This is a genomic window from Pseudoalteromonas sp. APC 3250 (assembly GCF_030407915.1).
Taxonomy (GTDB): Bacteria; Pseudomonadota; Gammaproteobacteria; order Enterobacterales; family Alteromonadaceae; genus Pseudoalteromonas; species Pseudoalteromonas tetraodonis.
Genome location: NZ_JASDCM010000003.1, coordinates 310,014 through 327,957, shown reverse-complemented (window position 1 = coordinate 327,957; position 17,944 = coordinate 310,014). Strand labels below are relative to the sequence as shown.

Genomic DNA, 17,944 nt, shown 5'->3' with positions numbered 1-17,944 from the left:
GCCGCGAAACTGAACGAAAACTGAATCAAGCAATTGTATTTGTTAGGGAATTTGTAAGAAAGTGTTGGAGTAATTTATGTTAAAGTAATCGCAACAAGCTGTAAACAATTACTTTAATTTTACACCGATTTTTGTTTGTTTCTATAATGAATACTGGCTGATTATCCTATAAACATCATTTATGTTATCACCTGCTTTAAAGTCCTTGCTAATAGGCGTTGGATCTGAACCTACCCATATTTTTAACTCGGCGTCTAAATCAAAGTGCCCCGCACTCTCTTTACTGAATTTAGTAATTTTAGAATAGGCAATACTGATCATTTCCATTTTAGACCCTGTCACGCCTTGCTTATCGATTAAAATAAGTCGCTTATTAGTAAAGATAAACATATCACGGACAACTTTATACGCTTTTTCAACTTGCTCACCTTCAATAAGGGTATTTGCCAACACTTTCTCTAAATCAGCGTCATCCACTTCACTGGCATTACCCATTAAACCACTAAATAGTCCCATTATAGTTTCTCCTGTTTAAATATTTGATTTTCTAATGTATGGCCATTTACTAACTGCCGATACTGCCAATTATGTTGGCGACAAAATTGCAATAGTGCTATATCGAGCGGATCACTGGTTGGTTGATACTCAATCACGTACTCTTTGTGCTGGCTCATATAAACACGACTCACCCCCTCAAGTGCTTGGAGTTGTTGCTCCACATTTTGATACACGTCGCTAAGCATTAAGGTGTAAAAGTGCTTATCGGTGTTCACTGCTTTAGTTTGGTGCTCGCTTAATACGCCTTTATCCAAATGGAGTACTTGGGAACACAGTCGTTCTAATTCAGTTAAATCATGTGAACTTAAAATAAACGTCGCTTGGTCACTTAACTGAGATACCAACTCGCGCACTTCTCTGGCATGAATAGGATCAAGCCCTGCCGTGGCTTCATCTAACATTACAATTTGTGGTGAGCCAATTAATGCTTGCGCTATGGTTACACGCTTGCGCATACCGTGGGATAAATCCCCAGCGCGGTTTTTTGCAATTTCGCTAAGGCCCACTAAATCAAGCACACGAAGTGCCTCTACGTGGCTTTGCTTAGTACTCATGCCTTGTAGCTTGGCATAAAAACTAAGTTGTTTATCTATATTAAAACGCGGATCAAGCTGGGCATCTTGCGGTAATGCACTCACTTTATTAAATAAAGCAGCGCTGCCTGGTTTATGGCCGAGTATTTCAAGCTCTCCCATGCTAGGGGCTATATAGCCGCACAGCAAACTAAATAAAGTAGTTTTTCCTGCGCCATTAGGGCCAACAAGCGCAACGGGAGCACCTTTTTGAATCTCAAAATTCACATTATTAAGAGCCAGTTTTGAGCCGTACGATTTACTTAAATTACGCCCTGTGATTAATGATTTCATAGTGAGCTCCTTGCAAAAACACGTTGCGCAACCACAAGTAGCACCGCTGTTTGCACAAGCGGAATAGCCAATGCACTCAATAGCGGTAAGTTCTGTCCCGCTAATAACTCTATTTGCACACCAGGGAATAAATAATCAAGCACACTTAATGCGGGTATTTGCCACTCTAGTAATCCAACAATAATGCCACCGGCTGTAAAATATAAAATGGCTAACACAATAGATAAGCGAGATGAGCTCGCAAAAGTATTAATCAAACTCATTAACGCAACAAACGGCGCAAAAGTAACAATGAGAATTAAAAATATTGAAACTGCACGGCCAACGCCACCAGCAAGTAAGCTCGGATCGCGAAACCCGAGCACCGCCAATGTCGCTACCAATGTAATGCCAACTAAACAGGTTAGTACCGCTAACTGCCCTAAAAATCGACCAAAGAGTATTTCAAAGCGGGTTGAGCGCAGTGATAAAAACCTTAAAGTCCCCCTCTCTCTGTCACCCACAGTTTGATCACTACAAATAAATAAGCTAAAAACAGGAAAACTATACAAAGCAATTAGCCAATACATAGCAAATTCGGCTTCAGGCCAATCAAGTAACTTATTTAATCCAATAGAGCCGGAAATATCACGGGCTATTTGTTCAAAATCGGGGGAGCTGATAATGCCCACTGCCTGCCCTATGGGGTAACGTAAAATAACAAGCCACACTAGCGCGAAAGCCGCCAGTGCAATAAGTCCTCGTTTAGTTAAAAACATACGTACAAGCTCAAAACCCGCAATTTGAGTTAAGCGCCCTACGTTTATTGGTAATGGTGTTGCCATTGACTATCCTTAATGACGTTGTTCATGCTTTAAAATAAGCGTTATTTAACAACACTAAGTGTAAACACGTTGAATTGCTAGCAAAAAAAAGCCTACTCAGAGGTAGGCTTTGTAACAAATAATGTAATTTAAACAATTAGTAATTATAAATGTTGCTCATAAATAGCTAATGCTTGCTGTAAGTCGGCAATTAAATCTTCAGCATCTTCTAAGCCAATGTGCAAACGAATAACAGGTCCATGCTCCCATCCTGTTTGCGAGCGCAGCCCTTTCATTGATAGGTTTGCCGTTACTAAGCTCTCAAAGCCTCCCCAAGAAAAGCCCATTTTAAAATGCTGCAAGCTATCTAAAAAAGCATCAATGGCCTTTTGGTTACCGGTTTTCATTACAAACGAAAACAAACCATTACTACCGTCAAAATCGCGTTTGAAAAATTCATGCCCAGGACACGTTTCAAATGCTGGGTGGCGAATATGATCAACTAACTCGTGCTGCTCTAACCATTTAGCAACCTCAATAGCCGCTTTTTCATGCTGATTTAATCGCACCGCCATGGTACGCAAACCTCGTAGTGCTAAATACGCATCATCTGCACTGGTGCATTGCCCGAGTAAATAAGAGTGTTCACGAAGTGTTGGCCAATATTTTTTATTCGCTACAGCTACGCCCATCATCACATCTGAATGACCTACAATATATTTGGTTGCCGCTTGAATACTAATATCAACACCATGTTCAAGTGGGCGATAGTGCAAACCATTACCATAAGTGTTATCAAGCACCGTCATCACATTATGATCATTTGCCACTTGCACCATAGCGGGAACATCTTGAATTTCCATGGTAATTGAACCCGGAGATTCTAAAAACAACACTTTGGTATTGTCTTGAATGTACTCTTTTATATCTGCGCCAATCATGGGCGGATAATAGGTCGTAGTAATGCCCAGCCCCGCTAAAATCTTGTCGCAAAAATCACGGGTTGGCTCGTAAACAGTATCCACTATTAAAATATGATCACCGGACTTTAAAAACGATAACAATGTTTGGCTTATCGCTGCCGCGCCACATGGGTATAAGACACAGCCTTCACCCCCTTCGAGTTCAGTAATTGCCTCTTGCAGGGCAAAATGCGTAGTGGTGCCACGACGGCCATAAAATAACGTTTTATCACCGCGTGTTTTAGCCGCTTCTTTAAGCTCACTCACAGAATCAAACACAATCGTTGAAGCGCGCTGTACCACAGGATTGACTACGCCATGGGTGTACGCTTTTTTGCGCCCTGATGAGACTAACTGAGTATTTTTATTTTTGCTCGACATGATTCATCCTTCTATCTGAGTACGCCAATATTCAATTAAATAACGCGAAATTGAATCAGCTCTAGGTAGCTTTAAATGCTCCCCTTGATGGTGCCAATCTTTAAATTGCGCAAGTTCTTCGCGAGAAAACCACTTTGCATCTTCAAGTTCATCTTGCTCTGTGCTTATTTCATCACTGCTTGCTGTGGCAATAAAACCTAGCATAATTGACGAAGGAAACGGCCAAGGTTGCGAAGCAATGTATTCTGCTTTTTCCACAGTAATACCCGCCTCTTCTTTTACTTCTCGGATCACGGTTTGTTCAAGGGTTTCACCAGGGTCAACAAAGCCTGCAAGGGATGAATACAATCCTTTTGGCCAAGTTGCTTGGCGACCCAATAAGCAGCGTTCAATCCCATCAGAAAATGTTTTAGTTACTACCATAATAACCGCAGGATCGGTACGCGGAAAAGTCTGGTGCAAACACGCAGGATTGTCGCATAATCGAGAGTGACCCGCTTCAACTAAGTGATTTTTGGTACCACAACGACCACAAAAACTATGAGTGGCATGCCAGTAACACAACCCACGGGCAAGCGCTGCATTTGAGCCATCTTCAAGCGCCACCTGTGTACCAAACTGGCGAATATCTGCAAACTGGGCTCCATCAATAATCGTTGCTAATAACGACTCGTCGAGTGCGGTTACATCTAGCGCAAATACGGCATTATCCTGCTCATTTGAACCTAAAAAAATAGCCTGCGTTAAATCTAAATGTGCCACCTGTAGGTAAGCCAAATACACCACCTCAGGGCTACTGTTAGCAAATAAGGTGTGATTGCCTTTAACTAAAAGCCATAAGCTGTCTGCTGTTTTTTTTGCGTCTACCCAAGTAGGGTCTTTGCGCGCATTTGAGCCTCTGTCTAATGGCATATTACTGTAGTTAAGCATGTAATTCCTTGATACTAATTGATTCTTAAAATTACCATAATCATCCACTAAACCCAATTTATTACCGCCATAAAAAAAGCCTAAATTAGGCTTAATTAATCTATGCACCCGCTGTATTAAAAATGCTCATGTTGAAGGTGGGCATTCTGCTCAAAATTACACCGAACCAACGCAGCGCTTATACTTTTTAAAGTAGTAACTGATTGTCAATTAAATGAAATTGCTCAGCACTTTGCTTAAGTACCTCTGCGGTTAATTTATCAGCACCGTATACATCACACGAAACATTGTATTGATTTTTTAAGTGCCCAAGTAATAACGCAAAGTCACCGTCACCCGAGAGTAAAATAACCTTATCAAGCTGCTTTCCCTGCTCTAGCATATCTATGGTTATACCTACATCCCAATCGCCTTTGGCACTGCCGTCACGGCGTTGAATAAAGGGTTTTAGTTTTACTTCAAAGCCAATAGCGCGCAAAATATTTTGAAACTGATTTTGCTTTTCATCACCTCGGTATATTGCATAAGCAAACGCACATTCAATATCGTATTGTTGCTCTATCATTCGCCAAAAGGCATTGTAATCAAAGTTTTTACCGTAGCTTTCGCGACAGGTGTAATAAATATTTTGTACATCGACAAAAATACCTACACGAGGTTTGCTGCTTTGTTGTGAGGTCATTATTATGTCCTAATGAGTAATACTTGCAATTGCGTGTTAAGTAACCTAAATTAGTTACCAAACCCAATGTAACCAAATACGGTTACATTTTAAGATGTAACCAAAATTAGTTACATATAAATAATCTATCTGGATTTATATGATTGGTGTGATCAGCGGCGATATAATTAAATCGCAAAAAATACCTAAACAACAATACGATGCCATGCTTTATCAGCTAGAGCAAAGTTTACGTGCAAATTGTAATAAAACAACATCTTGGGATATTTACCGTGGGGATGCATTTCAGCTGCAAGTAGAAAAAAGTGAACGGTTAGTTACCACCGCTATTCTTATCTATCTACAGCTCAAATCTGCCGGCTATGAATTGCGCCAAAGCATGGCATTGGGACACATAGATAACCCTGGTACGAGTATAAAAACTGCTACAGGCTCTGCATTTACTCTCTCTGGTCATGAGCTAGATAAAATGACAAACCAACGTTTTACATTTGCTATTGCAAAACAACCAGTTGATGAGAGCTTTAAGCTAAACCTAGCGTTTGTCGATGTATTACTGTGTAAAATAACCCAAAAACAAGCAAATGCTTTGTATGTATATTTAACCCATACTAATAACAACCATGCAGCCTTAGCTAATGAGCTCAACACCAGCCGCGAAAACGTTACTAAGCTGCTTAACCTTGCTAACTATCAGCTGATAGAACGATTTATTTTACATGCACAACAACAGCTTAAAAGCATACAGCAAGGACATGACTAATGGAATTTTCAATATTGCTCGTCGCACTGATTATTAGCCACTTACTCGCTGATTTTTATTGGCAACCCATGAGCTGGGTAAACGACAGAAACACCCGTCATTTTAAAGCAAAAAAACTTTACTACCATGTATTGGTTCACGGAGTTACCAGCGCTGTCGTTGTTGCACTTTGGGAATATAGCTTTGGCTGGCAACAACTAAGCAGCGTATTACTGGCCACCAGTATTATTATGATCAGCCACTACTTTATTGATATTGCAAAATCGTATTCAAATAAAGGCGTGGTGCCTTTTTTATTAGACCAAATTGCCCATATCACCGTCCTTGTTGTGATAAGCATTTGGCTCACTGATAATCAGCAATTTACTAACAATTTTATGGCGTTATTGTTCAACGAAAAAGTGCTGTGGGTTATAACTGGTTACCTTATTATTTTAAGTCCCAGTGCGGTATTTATAAGAATGATGTTAGAGCGTTTAACTAATCACTTTTCTAGTGATGGTAGCCTCCCTTTAGCAGGACAAAGTATTGGTATGCTCGAACGAGTACTTATGCTGACATTTATTTTATTAGATCAGTTTGCTGGGCTTGGGTTTTTAATTGCCGCCAAATCCGTGTTTAGATTTGGCGACTTAAGTGCCAGCAAAGATAAACAACTCACGGAATATGTGATGCTAGGCACGTTACTGAGTGTTAGCGTTACGCTGTTTGTTGGCCTAGGCATTAATTACTTACTGATAAATTAAAAACAAAAAAGCGCTAACCTTAAAGCTAGCGCTTTTTTTGCAGCTGCGTTTAACTAAACGCAGTGACAATTAGTCGTTATTTGCTGGACGACGACGGCGCTGACCAGTGCCCCCTACCGATTGGCGTTTTGCCCAAGGGTTTTGTGCATTCTCGTCTGTTTTTGCTGCTGGCTTTTTAGAACCACCACGACGTGGGCCTGTACCATTGCCACCATTGTTAGGCTTTTTGCTATTAGGTTTGCTGCTATCAGATTTAGGCTTATTAAATGGTTGTTTTTTCTTTGGCTTTTTAGCAGGCAGTGGGCGAGCATCGAGGGCGCGCTCAGCAACAGGGTTAGCCGGTTCAAAGCCTTCTTCTTCAGCACGAGGAATTAACTCGCCAATAAAGCGTTCAATACCGTATAAATCCACTGCATCGTCGACCGTTACAAACGAAATGGCATGCCCTGATGCACCCGCACGACCAGTTCGGCCAATACGGTGAACATAATCTTCATATAGATTAGGTAAGTCGTAGTTAACTACGTGTGGAAGCTCAACAATATCTAAACCACGGGCAACAATATCGGTTGCCACTAATACGCGCACTTCACCACTTTTAAAGCCTTCCAATGCTTTAACACGTGCGCCCTGAGATTTATTACCATGGATTGCTGCGCCAACAATATCATCGCGTTCCAGTTGCTTAACTAAACGGTTAGCACCGTGTTTAGTACGGCTAAATACCAGTACTTGTTGCCAATTGTTGCTACGAATTAAATGGCTTAACAAGGCCGTTTTACGCGCTTTATCGACAGCGTACACGCATTGAGTCACGCTTTTAGCAGTCGTGTTTTTGGCAGCGACTGAAATTTCAACCGGATCGTTAATTAACCCTTTGGCCAATGCACGAATGTCGTCAGAAAAGGTTGCTGAGAACATTAAGTTTTGACGTTTTTCAGGCATTTTTGCAATTAAGCGTTTAATGTCGTGGATAAAGCCCATGTCTAACATACGGTCGGCTTCATCTAAAACCAGTACTTCAACGCTATCAAATTTAACCGCGTTTTGATTGTGTAAATCAATTAAACGCCCAGGTGTGGCCACTAAAATATCAACCCCTTTACGCAGGCGCTGCATTTGTGGGTTAATTTTTACACCACCGTAAACCACAAACGAACTCACATCAGAATGCTTAGCGTATTCTTCAACGTTTTCGCTTACTTGCAACGCAAGCTCTCGGGTTGGCGTTAAAATAAGCGCACGTACATGATTACTTTTTGCTTTAGTGCCCGACGATAAACGCTCAATTAGTGGCAAAGTAAAACCAGCGGTTTTACCGGTACCTGTTTGTGCTGCGGCCATTACATCGCGACGCGCAATAATTGCTGGGATAGCTTGAGCCTGAATAGGCGTTGGCGTTTCATAGCCCTTTTCTAAAACCGCATTAACTAAAGACTGTGATAAACCTAAACCATCAAAACTCATATAAACTCTCTATTTCAAATTAGGCCAAAGTGGCCAGTTGCGCGCATTATACCTTTAGTAGCTCAGAATGCATGCCATTATTTACTTTGTGTCAAATCAATACACACAAATACTAAAAAAGCGGCTAAACAGCCGCTTTTTATTTACCTGAGCATTACAAATGCTAAAGGATTATTTTACACCTAGCTCACGTAAACGCTCTTGTAAGTAGCTATCTGCTGTGTAGCGTTCAGATAACACCACATCTGGACGAGGATGCAAAAACAAAGGTAATGAAATACGTGATTTGGTTGTTGCTTTACCTGATGGATTAATTACACGGTGAATCGTTGATGGGAAATAGCCACCTGATGCTTCTTGTAGCATGTCACCAATATTAATAATTAAACTACCAAAATCACATGGCACATCTAACCAACCGCCATCGGTTTTTTGTACTTGTAAACCTGGCTCGTTTGACGCTGGTAATACGGTTAATAAGTTAATATCACCGTGCGCAGCAGCACGAATAGCACCTCGCTCTTCATCACCTGTCATTGGCGGGTAATGTAAAATACGCAACAACGTTTGCTCAGACTGGGCAATCATATCTTTTAAATCGATAGAGAACTTAGCACGGACTTCTTCAGGCGCTTCAGCCTGAACCCAGCTTAATAATGTTGCCGCAAACTCATTAGCTAAACGGTAGTACTCACGCACATCAGCCTCTAGTTGTGCAGGAACACGGCCTTTAGGGTAAACATGAAAGTACTCTTTAATGTCTTTTACTGTATGGCCTTTAGCAACTTCTGATACCGACGGTGGAAAATAGCCATCTTGCGTTTCTTTTGAAAATAAAAACTCATGCTTTTGCTCTGAGTTAAAAAAGTCTTGCCAATTTTTATAAATAGACTCAACTAAAGATTGCGGAATAGGATGGTTTTTTAATACGCCAAAACCAGTATTTCTCAACGATTCAACAAATTGCGCAGCCGCATCGTCCGCTTTATAATCAACTGTAGGTAATTGCATGGTACATTCCAGTAAGTAGGTTGTTAGAAGCCATTTACCAATTCGCTTGAGTAAAGATCCATTAAATTAACTAAATATTACATGCTAACTACGCAAAAAAATTATATCTACTTGTTCTAGATAAGGTTTTTTAAACGCCGATAAACAACGACTTAATACATTAAATTAATCACAGGTTTATGCAAACTGGTATTACATTCAAATATAGCTTAACTACTTAATTCAAGTAATAAAGGCTGCATTTTTATGCTGTGCGAGGATAGACAAACCCCTTTGAAATTATAAGGACATATGTCCGCACTTAATTGGCAAGCCCTTTCTAGCTTGATCGAGATCAAAATAATGCCAGTATTGAATTTTCTCCTCATCGTACCAATCTCTTCTTTATCAGCACCACACACTTTATCAATTAGTTAAGGTATTCTCATGCGACAAAAAGTCTCTTTTAAAAGCGGTGAATTAGAACTTGCTGGACAACTTGAACAACCCTCTGGTGAGGTGAAATTTTATGCCTTATTTGCCCACTGTTTTACCTGCTCTAAAGATATAGCCGCTGCAACACGAATAAGCCGCGCGCTCACTCAGCAAGGCATTGCCGTATTACGCTTTGATTTTACAGGGCTTGGTAATAGCGATGGTGACTTTGCCAACAGTAACTTTTCATCAAACATTCAAGACTTAGTGGCTGCTGCCAATCACTTAAGAACACACTTTAAAGCACCTCAGTTATTAATAGGTCACAGCTTAGGTGGTGCTGCGGTGCTTGCAGCAGCAGAGCACATACCCGAAGTGTCAGCTATTACGACTATAGGCGCGCCATCAGATGCCCAGCATGTTACTCATAACTTTGCTGCTCATTTAGATGAAATAAACCAATCGGGTGAAGCAAAAGTGTGTTTAGCTGGGCGTGAGTTTACGATTAAAAAGCAATTTATAGATGACATCGCCAAATACGATAACAGCCATATAGGCAAGCTTAAGCGTGCTTTGTTGGTTATGCACTCTCCTATTGATGCCACCGTGAATATTAGCGAAGCCGAAAAAATTTACGCCGCTGCCAAGCATCCAAAAAGCTTTATAAGTTTAGATAATGCCGATCACTTACTCAGCAATAAAGAAGACGCTAACTACGCAGCCGACGTCATTGCTACGTGGGCTAATCGCTATGTTGAATACGAGAAAACACCCTATAGTGCAAAATTAACTAACGGCAGTGTATTAGTTGAAGAAAAAGATCATCAATTCACTCAACACGTGAGTACTAAAAACCATACATGGCTTGCTGATGAGCCTACCGATGTCGGTGGCAAAAACTTAGGCCCAGACCCTTATGATCATTTACTCGCTGGGCTTGGAGCGTGTACTGCAATGACACTTCGCATGTATGCAAGTCGCAAAGAGTTACCGCTAGAGCATATAAAAGTAGAGCTTAACCATACCCGTAATTACAACCAAAATTGTGATGATTGCGAAAAAACCGGCAATATAGAGGCCATTACCCGCAAAATAACCTTACAAGGAGATTTAACTGACGCTCAGCGAAATCGATTACTCGAAATAGCCGATAAATGCCCTGTGCATAAAACGCTACATAATAGCCCTTTGGTGGTGAGTGAACTGGTAGAGTAACTTAAAACTAAAATAGCGCAGTAGGCCTGCGCTATTTTTAGGATTTTAATTTAAAAGCTGACTGTATCGTTTAATTTTCTAAAAACGCCGCTACCTCTTTACTCATTCTATCCACCAGCCATTTAGGGCCGCCATCGTACATATCGCTATGACGTGATTCTGCTATCAACGTTTGTGTAACAGGATAAACAGTTAACTCTTTATCGGTTAAAAGCACGTTCGCATCGGCTGGGTAATCACTACCTCGAAGTGTGAGCACATGTATGTTTTTATTGCGTGGCAATAACATGCGGCGGTGATCGAGCGTAATTAATTGGCTTACTTCACTTGGGTAAATAGCTGTATACAAGGCTGAGATATCTCCACCATTTGAGTGACCAAATAAAGTGAGTTTTGTAAAATCATACTCAGGGTATTTAACACTTAGCTCATTAACTAAAAATTTGAGGGTTACAACACCCCGGTGCCAATTTTCCATACGGGTAGTCAAATAAGGCTGTGCACCATTAAGCGCAGGGTCGCTTTTAAGCTCATGTGCTACCGCAATGCTTAAATAGCCTTGCGCATTAAATAGCTTACTCGCAAAAGTGTATTCATTGTGGCTAATGCCATACCCCGCATTTACAAATACCACTGGGCATTTTACTTGCGCGCTGCACTTAAGGTGGTTAGTTGGTAGGGTAATATTTACAGGTATAGAGCGATTACGACTATCATCAATGATTGCATCGTCTTGGGCATAACTTGATGATGCAAATAGCGTAGTACTTAAAGTAAGCGCACTTAATATTAAACGCTTTTTTATAATTTTTAACATGCATTTCATTGTATTATCTATATATTTTTAACTAAAATTAATTTTTATTATAAAGGTTAGCGCGCGCCTTTGCTAATTTGTGCGATAATAGCGATTATTGTTTTACTATTATCGCAAAAGAATCCATTCATGAAATCATACAGCAGCATTGAACAACGCATCGACATTCTCCAAAGCAGAATTGAAGCCTACCAAGAAGAAATTAAAGTGTTACAAGCCGAGCCGAAAAGTAACAACGAACGCATTATTTTTAAGTTCATTGAAACCGGCAGTACAGGTAAAACCAAAGACTTTGTAAGAGAGCTTGGGATTAAATCACCGCGTGATAGCTTATATTCATCTGGTGATGTAACTAAACTGATTAAAGATGGCGCTGATGATATTTCGCCTGAGCTACTGAGCATAGCCCGCGCACTTGCTAGTGCACGTAACAAAAATGGCCCTGCTTGCTAATAGTAAATATACGTATTAGCCGTAAGCTCTTGCGGCTAATCAACCAGCTCGATATCAAGTCCAGCTAATAAATTTAACGCTTCAAACCGTTCAAACTTTGCATTACTCACATCATTGCTTGTTATATCAATATTGAATTGCGAAGCGCCTACAAAGTTCGCTTTATTAAGATTTGTATTATGAAACAAGCTATATCTAAAGTCAGTGTCCGAGAAGTTGCTTTGAGTTAAGTTAGCGTGCCTAAAATCAACATCTTTGGCAAAACAACTCGTCATTGTTAACGCTTTTAACTGTAATTCAAAAAACGAACTGTGGCTCAGCTCACACTGTTTAAAACTCACCGGTGACGTTAGCGCTAATTGCGGCCAATTTACTTGCCCCCACACTATGCTATTGAGCTTACAATTTGCAAAGCTCACCTCTTCTAAGGAGCTGTAATTCCAATTAAGTTCAGTCAAATTACAGTTAATAAATTCACACTCTATAAACCGACAGGCACTAAACTGGCTGTGACTAAAATCGCAATCAACAAACTGACATTGTTCAAACTCAATATCGCTAAAGCGCTTTGCATTTGCTGTAAAGTTTGAAAATGACTGATCAAAATAATGACTTTCTTTAAATAGCTCGCTCATAAAAATAAAGCACCTAAATTGGGTTTTGCCGAACAAAAAACCCCTTAGGTATTTAGCCTAAGGGGTTTTTATCTAACTAAAAGCTAGCTTTATTCTGCGCTTGGTAATTCTTTCTCAACTACACTAATTGCAAGCTCTGTCAGCGAATCGCTGTTAGCTTTGCTTGGTGCATCGGTTAATAAACACGATGCTTGTGTGGTTTTAGGGAAAGCAATAACGTCACGAATGTTATCAGTACCACATAACAACATAACTAAACGGTCTAAACCGAACGCTAAACCTGCATGCGGCGGTGTGCCGTATTTAAGAGCATCAAGTAAGAAACCAAATTTATCTTGTTGCTCTTGCGCTTCAATACCTAAAATTCTAAATGCCGCTTCTTGCATATCTGCATTGTGAATACGTACCGAGCCACCGCCCACTTCGTAGCCGTTTAATACCATATCATAAGCATCTGAAATAGCCGCTGCTGGGTTTGCTTCAAGCTCACTGGCACTAATATCTTTTGGTGCAGTAAATGGATGGTGTACAGCGTGTAATGTGCCTTCGTCATCTTCTTCAAACATTGGGAAGTCAACAACCCAAAGTGGTGCCCAGCTATCTAAATTAGTGATTTCTAAATCAATACCAATTTTTAAACGAAGTGCGCCCATGGCTTCATTTACGGTGTTGCGTTTATCCGCACCAAATAAAATGATATCGCCTGTTTGTGCATTAGTACGTTCAAGTAACTGCGTGATCACATCTTCATTTAAGAATTTAGCGATTGGCGATTGCACGCCCTCAACGCCTGCATCGCGGTCATTTACTTTCATCCATGCTAAACCTTTAGCACCGTAAATACCGATAAACTTAGTGTAGTCATCTAGTTGCTTACGAGAAAGTGATGCACCACCTGGAACAGTTAGCACTGCAACACGGCCTTTTTCATCATTTGCTGGACCCGAGAATACTTTAAATTCTACGTCTTTTACTAAATCGGCTACATCAATTAGCTTCATTGGGTTACGTAAGTCTGGCTTATCAGAACCATATAGGCTCATTGCCTCAGAGTAAGGCATAATTGGGAAATCACCTAAATCAACATTTAGTAATGACTGCCACATTTCACGGATCATTTTCTCTGTCATGCCACGTACTTGATCAGAGCTCATGAACGAGGTTTCTAAATCTATTTGAGTAAATTCAGGTTGACGGTCAGCACGTAAGTCTTCATCACGGAAACATTTAACAATTTGGTAGTAACGGTCAAAACCCGACATCATCAACAATTGCTTAAATAACTGTGGCGACTGCGGTAATGCGTAAAAGCTACCTTTGTGTACACGACTTGGTACTAAATAATCACGCGCACCTTCTGGCGTTGCTTTAGTTAATACTGGCGTTTCGATATCTAAAAAGCCATTTTCATCTAAAAAGCGACGTACAAAGCTGCTTGCTTTAGCACGTAATTTAATACGGTCGCTCATTTCTAAACGACGTAAATCTAAGTAACGGTATTTTAAACGACGCTCTTCTGAGTTCACTTGGTTAAAATCAAGTGGCATAGGCTCAGAGCGGTTAATAATCGTTAAACCCGTGCCTAAAATTTCTACTTCACCGGTAGCCATGTCTTTATTTACTTGGCTGTCTGGGCGAGCGCGTACAATCCCTTTTAACTGAACACAAAATTCTTGACGAAGTTTGTTAGCTGTTTCCATTAATCCTTCAACTTCCGGATCGAATACAACTTGTACTAAACCTTCTCTATCGCGTAAATCGACAAAGATAAGTCCACCAAGGTCACGTCGTTTGTTGATCCAGCCACATAGTTCAACTTCCTGATCTACGTGAGTTTTATTTAGCTGTCCGCAGTATATAGAGCGCATAGTTTTCCTGTCAGATAAAAGGCATATAGCGGTTAAACACTGTTGTTTTAAAAGTTTTTATAAACACCAAAATGAAAATAAAGCCGCTAGCAATTCAAAATAATCAAATTAAGCCCTGCATTATACCCAAGTAGGTTGAAGATGCTAGGGCGTGTTTACCTTTCGGGGTGGAATTTACAGCGCACTGTTTTGTTATTTGTTACACTACCGGCACTTTATATCAAGGCTTTTGTTTGTATGCTATATATTGGATGCCCGCAGTGGTCGAGCAGCGTATGGAAAGGAAATTTATTTTCACGCCAGTGTAAAAATGCCGATATGCTTAGCGAATATGCGCAGCATTTTAATTCGGTAGAAGGTAACACCAGTTTTTATGCCGATCCCTCGCCTGACACCGTATTACGATGGGCTGCCAGTGTACCCGATGAGTTTAAATTTACCTTTAAGTTTCATCGGCGCTTTAGTCACGAACTCCAACTTACTAACGTGCAACATGAGCTAACTAATTGGCTTAATTTATTCGCCCCTCTATTTGAAAAAACAGGGCAAATAATGCTGCAATTACCTAAAGCGTTTGCGCCACAACATTTAGCTAAGCTTGCCGCTTTTATTGAGTTACTTCCTAAAGAGCTAAACTATGGGGTTGAGGTACGCCACCCTGATTTTTTTAAAAAAGGTGAGGCCGAAATCGCACTTAATCAGCTTTTAATGGCAAATAATATAAACCGTATTGCTATGGATACTCGGGCGCTCTTTGCAGTAAAGCCAACCACCGAAGCGCTAATAGACGCACAACAGAAAAAACCGCATTTACCAGTTCACGCTATTGCTACGGGCTCGCAGCCTATGGCACGTTTTGTTATTGCTGATTTAGAAAACGATTATAAGACCTTTTATCAGCCTTGGCTTAGCAAAGTAACTCAGTGGCTTGATGAGGGCAAAAGTCCTTATGTGTTTTTTCATACCGCTGATAACCGCGAAGCGCCGCTGCTGGCTCGTCAGTTTTGCCAAGATTTGGGGTATAATCACAATGTACTCAATCCATTTAGTGGCGAAAAAGAAGCCCACCAGCAAGCACTTTTTTAAAAATAAATTCAAAATACAGAGACAATAATGAGTGAATACGCACGTTACTTTACCGGCTACCCTGCCAATATCGTTGAGCAAGTATTAAGCCTAATAAAAGCAGGAAAAGTAAGTGAGTATTTACTTAAAAAATACCCGCAGGCGCATCGTATTACCAGTGATAAGTTACTGTATAGCTACGCCACTGAGCTTAAAAAGCAGTATTTAAAAAACGCCCCGCCATTTGGACGCGCTGCGTTTAAAAAACAAGGTGATATGGTTACCAATGCACTCGGTACCCACACGTACCGTATGCAAGGTAAAACCCGCAAGCACGATTTAGCAATAAACAGCGATTTACTGCGCGCGCCAGAGCCATTATTAAAAGCATTAGTGGTGCACGAACTCGCGCATTTTAAAGAAAAAGACCACAATAAAGGCTTTTATAAACTGTGCTGCCATATGGAGCCACAGTACCATCAGCTAGAGCTAGATTTACGGATTTTTTGTGTGGCTATTGCTATGGGTGAGAATCCGTATAATTGAGCGGTCAGCGGTCAGCGGTCAGCGGTCAGCGGTCAGCGGTCAGCGGTCAGCGGTCAGCGGTCAGCGGTCAGCCAAAATAATGACACACGAGTTCACAATGAAAGCCCTCGTTAACAAAAAACGCGATATACATCGCGTTTTTATTATTGTCACTTTCTAATCTGACAGCTAAGAGCTTAAAAGCGTGTTAGGTTTCGTTTCACTTAACCCAGCCTACGTAAAAACGTTAAAGCCCTAATTCGGCCATAAAGTCGTCATCGCTATCATCTTGCTTTGGCTGTTTCGCTTTTTCTTTATCCGCTTTTTGCTTAGCCTCATTTTCGATAATATCGTCTGGGTCTATCGCTTCTACAATGTCAAAGTCGTGAAGTTTAATAAACTCTGTTTTATCCATCGCTAATTCTAAATAGAAGATATTTTGGTTGCGAGTCGTAAACGTTACGCGACGTGCTTGCGGACGATCCATAGTGGTATCAACCGATATTTGCACTTGTTTATTAATAGCCATCATTTTTGGCTGATTTTGGGTAATAGAGGTATGCAGCTGTTCACGCACTTTTGACGTGAAGTCGCCCACTATTTGGTTCATCAACTCACCCATCACGTTTGAAACGTCATCAGATAAGTGACTATGTGCAATTTCGTCTTCTGGCATACCCATGTTACGCATGTAATCGCCATAAATTTCCATGGCCGCTTGCGCTGTAAAGTTGGTAACAACCAAGCCGGTAAAGCCCCCGTCAAATAAAACAAAACAGCCTATGTCTGGTCGCATACAAGTACGCGTTATTTTTTGTACCATGGCTGAATAGCTGATCTCGTTGCCGCTGGCTGATGAAAGTACACCCGTTACTGAGTGGCATAATGTTGCTAATATATCGTCGGTACTAATAACCTTACTTTTGCTCATTTAATAATCTCTTTTATACTTATTCTTCATAATTCTAGTCAAGCTACTGAATTTATCACTGACTATCCAGCATAAAATGTTAAAATAGCACTATTATTTTCAAAGAGACTGCCTTCGTGAGTATAAAAGACAGTATTTATGCCTCTGAGCAACAAGTAAAAGACTTTAGTTTTGATCAAAACGTGGTTGAAGTATTTCCCGACATGATCCAACGCTCGGTACCCGGTTATGCCACTATTGTAAGTACTATGGGAAAATTAGCGGGTGAGTATGCTCAGCCAAATTCAAATTTGTATGACCTAGGATGCTCGTTAGGGGCGGTTACTTTAAGTATGCGCCGTAATATTAAAACCGATAGCTGCCACATTATTGCTGTAGATAACTCACAAGCCATGGTGGAGCGTTGTAAGGTTCATTTACAAGGATTTAGATCGGACGTTCCTGTAACGGTTACATTAGGTGATATTAACGAGCTTGATATTCAAAATGCCTCAGTAGTAGCGATGAATTTTACCCTGCAGTTTATTCCACCTGCGCAGCGCAAAGCGGTACTTGAAAAAATATACGCTAATTTAAAGCCCGGTGGCGTTTTGTTATTAAGTGAAAAAATTAAAGCCGAAAACGAGCAGTGCGATAACTTACTGATTGACTTGCACCACGACTTTAAACGCCATAATGGCTACTCTGAGCTTGAAATAAGCCAAAAGCGTACTGCCATTGAAAACGTAATGCGCCCCGATACACTTAGTACACATACACAACGTTTAAGCGACATTGGTTTTAGCCAAACGCAAGTGTGGTATCAATGTTTTAATTTTTGCTCAATGGTAGCAATTAAATAATTTAGAGAGT

19 protein-coding genes are annotated in these 17,944 nt (G+C 40.6%); 7 read left to right on the top strand and 12 right to left on the bottom strand.

Annotated features, from left to right (window positions below; all coding sequences use genetic code 11):
- Positions 1 to 141: 141 nt before the first annotated feature.
- From QL986_RS05450 to QL986_RS05425, 6 genes are all read right to left on the bottom strand, one after another.
- On the bottom strand, positions 142 to 516 hold the full coding sequence (locus QL986_RS05450; RefSeq protein WP_013464587.1) for a PH domain-containing protein: 375 nt from the start codon (positions 514 to 516) through the stop codon (positions 142 to 144).
- Positions 516 to 1,424 carry an ABC transporter ATP-binding protein gene (locus tag QL986_RS05445; RefSeq protein ID WP_013464586.1) on the bottom strand — a complete coding sequence of 303 codons (909 nt, stop codon included), beginning with the start codon at positions 1,422 to 1,424 and terminating at the stop codon, positions 516 to 518. Before QL986_RS05445 ends, QL986_RS05450 begins: the two co-directional genes overlap by 1 nt.
- Complete coding sequence (locus tag QL986_RS05440; protein ID WP_024601640.1) at positions 1,421 to 2,248, bottom strand: ABC transporter permease subunit; 828 nt, start codon at positions 2,246 to 2,248, stop codon at positions 1,421 to 1,423. Before QL986_RS05440 ends, QL986_RS05445 begins: the two co-directional genes overlap by 4 nt.
- 143 nt (positions 2,249 to 2,391) lie before the next feature.
- Positions 2,392 to 3,570 (bottom strand): cystathionine beta-lyase, encoded by a 1,179-nt coding sequence (locus QL986_RS05435; protein ID WP_290191296.1) that lies wholly within the window; start codon positions 3,568 to 3,570, stop codon positions 2,392 to 2,394.
- A 3-nt stretch (positions 3,571 to 3,573) separates the two neighbouring features.
- Entirely contained in the window at positions 3,574 to 4,500 is a 927-nt protein-coding gene (gene nudC / locus QL986_RS05430) for an NAD(+) diphosphatase (RefSeq protein WP_013464583.1), read from the bottom strand.
- 187 nt (positions 4,501 to 4,687) lie between these two features.
- Positions 4,688 to 5,182 carry an NYN domain-containing protein gene (locus QL986_RS05425; protein WP_013464582.1) on the bottom strand — a complete coding sequence of 165 codons (495 nt, stop codon included), beginning with the start codon at positions 5,180 to 5,182 and terminating at the stop codon, positions 4,688 to 4,690.
- A gap of 139 nt (positions 5,183 to 5,321) precedes the next feature.
- On the opposite strand from QL986_RS05425, the gene QL986_RS05420 reads away from it, so the two are divergent.
- The gene (locus QL986_RS05420; protein ID WP_013464581.1) at positions 5,322 to 5,945 is read left to right on the top strand and encodes a hypothetical protein; all 624 of its coding nucleotides are present in this window, start codon (positions 5,322 to 5,324) and stop codon (positions 5,943 to 5,945) included.
- Complete coding sequence (locus tag QL986_RS05415) at positions 5,945 to 6,691, top strand: DUF3307 domain-containing protein (RefSeq protein WP_290191295.1); 747 nt, start codon at positions 5,945 to 5,947, stop codon at positions 6,689 to 6,691. Before QL986_RS05420 ends, QL986_RS05415 begins: the two co-directional genes overlap by 1 nt.
- Before the next feature lie 69 nt (positions 6,692 to 6,760).
- Here QL986_RS05415 and QL986_RS05410 read toward each other — a convergent pair whose 3' ends face one another.
- Together QL986_RS05410 and QL986_RS05405 are read right to left on the bottom strand one after the other, a co-directional pair.
- A complete protein-coding gene (locus tag QL986_RS05410; RefSeq protein ID WP_290191294.1) occupies positions 6,761 to 8,158 on the bottom strand; it encodes a DEAD/DEAH box helicase in 1,398 nt (465 codons plus the stop codon).
- 171 nt (positions 8,159 to 8,329) lie between these two features.
- Positions 8,330 to 9,169 carry a 2OG-Fe(II) oxygenase family protein gene (locus QL986_RS05405; RefSeq protein ID WP_290191293.1) on the bottom strand — a complete coding sequence of 280 codons (840 nt, stop codon included), beginning with the start codon at positions 9,167 to 9,169 and terminating at the stop codon, positions 8,330 to 8,332.
- Positions 9,170 to 9,595: 426 nt separating this feature from the next.
- Between QL986_RS05405 and QL986_RS05400 the strand changes: the two genes are divergently transcribed.
- Positions 9,596 to 10,798, top strand: coding sequence for a bifunctional alpha/beta hydrolase/OsmC family protein (locus QL986_RS05400; RefSeq protein WP_290191292.1), 1,203 nt, complete (start codon positions 9,596 to 9,598; stop codon positions 10,796 to 10,798).
- 70 nt (positions 10,799 to 10,868) lie between these two features.
- Here QL986_RS05400 and QL986_RS05395 read toward each other — a convergent pair whose 3' ends face one another.
- Positions 10,869 to 11,615, bottom strand: a complete 747-nt coding sequence (locus QL986_RS05395; RefSeq protein ID WP_290191291.1) for an alpha/beta hydrolase — start codon at positions 11,613 to 11,615, stop codon at positions 10,869 to 10,871.
- 129 nt (positions 11,616 to 11,744) lie between these two features.
- On the opposite strand from QL986_RS05395, the gene QL986_RS05390 reads away from it, so the two are divergent.
- The gene (locus tag QL986_RS05390; protein ID WP_008111621.1) at positions 11,745 to 12,068 is read left to right on the top strand and encodes a hypothetical protein; all 324 of its coding nucleotides are present in this window, start codon (positions 11,745 to 11,747) and stop codon (positions 12,066 to 12,068) included.
- A 35-nt stretch (positions 12,069 to 12,103) separates the two neighbouring features.
- On the opposite strand, the gene QL986_RS05385 is transcribed toward QL986_RS05390, so the two are convergent.
- Both QL986_RS05385 and aspS read right to left on the bottom strand, forming a co-directional pair.
- Positions 12,104 to 12,703 carry a pentapeptide repeat-containing protein gene (locus QL986_RS05385; protein WP_290191290.1) on the bottom strand — a complete coding sequence of 200 codons (600 nt, stop codon included), beginning with the start codon at positions 12,701 to 12,703 and terminating at the stop codon, positions 12,104 to 12,106.
- A gap of 89 nt (positions 12,704 to 12,792) precedes the next feature.
- Entirely contained in the window at positions 12,793 to 14,571 is a 1,779-nt protein-coding gene (aspS, locus tag QL986_RS05380; RefSeq protein ID WP_013464572.1) for an aspartate--tRNA ligase, read from the bottom strand.
- 237 nt (positions 14,572 to 14,808) lie between these two features.
- Between aspS and QL986_RS05375 the strand changes: the two genes are divergently transcribed.
- Together QL986_RS05375 and QL986_RS05370 are read left to right on the top strand one after the other, a co-directional pair.
- Complete coding sequence (locus tag QL986_RS05375) at positions 14,809 to 15,657, top strand: DUF72 domain-containing protein (RefSeq protein WP_058155471.1); 849 nt, start codon at positions 14,809 to 14,811, stop codon at positions 15,655 to 15,657.
- Between the two features lie 27 nt (positions 15,658 to 15,684).
- Positions 15,685 to 16,182 carry a YgjP-like metallopeptidase domain-containing protein gene (locus tag QL986_RS05370; protein WP_016899476.1) on the top strand — a complete coding sequence of 166 codons (498 nt, stop codon included), beginning with the start codon at positions 15,685 to 15,687 and terminating at the stop codon, positions 16,180 to 16,182.
- 226 nt (positions 16,183 to 16,408) lie between these two features.
- Here the strand turns inward: QL986_RS05370 and QL986_RS05365 are convergent, their stop codons facing one another.
- On the bottom strand, positions 16,409 to 17,092 hold the full coding sequence (locus QL986_RS05365) for a DUF3334 family protein (protein ID WP_008111638.1): 684 nt from the start codon (positions 17,090 to 17,092) through the stop codon (positions 16,409 to 16,411).
- A gap of 116 nt (positions 17,093 to 17,208) precedes the next feature.
- Between QL986_RS05365 and cmoA the strand changes: the two genes are divergently transcribed.
- Positions 17,209 to 17,934, top strand: a complete 726-nt coding sequence (cmoA, locus tag QL986_RS05360; protein ID WP_090493955.1) for a carboxy-S-adenosyl-L-methionine synthase CmoA — start codon at positions 17,209 to 17,211, stop codon at positions 17,932 to 17,934.
- Positions 17,935 to 17,944 lie beyond the last annotated feature (10 nt).